Origin of the sequence: Bradyrhizobium cosmicum, from assembly GCF_032290525.1 — a bacterium.
Lineage (GTDB): Bacteria > Pseudomonadota > Alphaproteobacteria > Rhizobiales > Xanthobacteraceae > Bradyrhizobium > Bradyrhizobium cosmicum_A.
The window spans coordinates 1-283 of sequence record NZ_JASXTA010000168.1; the positions used below are offsets into that span (position 1 = coordinate 1).

At 61.1% G+C, this 283-nt stretch carries 1 pseudogene; it reads left to right on the top strand.

Features of this window, described 5'->3' with window-relative positions:
• Positions 1-283: pseudogene (locus QSV46_RS39515) on the top strand (methyl-accepting chemotaxis protein); the annotation flags it as partial.

The following is a 283-nucleotide window of genomic DNA, read 5'->3' on the forward strand; positions in this document are numbered from 1 at the left end:
GTCTCCGACAACTCCGTCTTCAACAAGGCTGTCACGACGCTGCTCGACGAGCAGGTGCGCAAGATCGCGCTGCTCGACGGCACGGCCTACCGACAGGCAAGCTATGCCAATGTCGCCTGGACGCTGCGCGACGTCGGCGGTCTCAACTCCAGCCTGCACAAGAATCTCATCGGTGCCAACCGGGTAGCCACTGAAGCCGAGAAGATGGAGATCAGCCGCTCGCAGGGGCGAAACGATCAGATTCTGATGTCGCTGCAGGAATTGCGCGGCAATCCCTCTACGC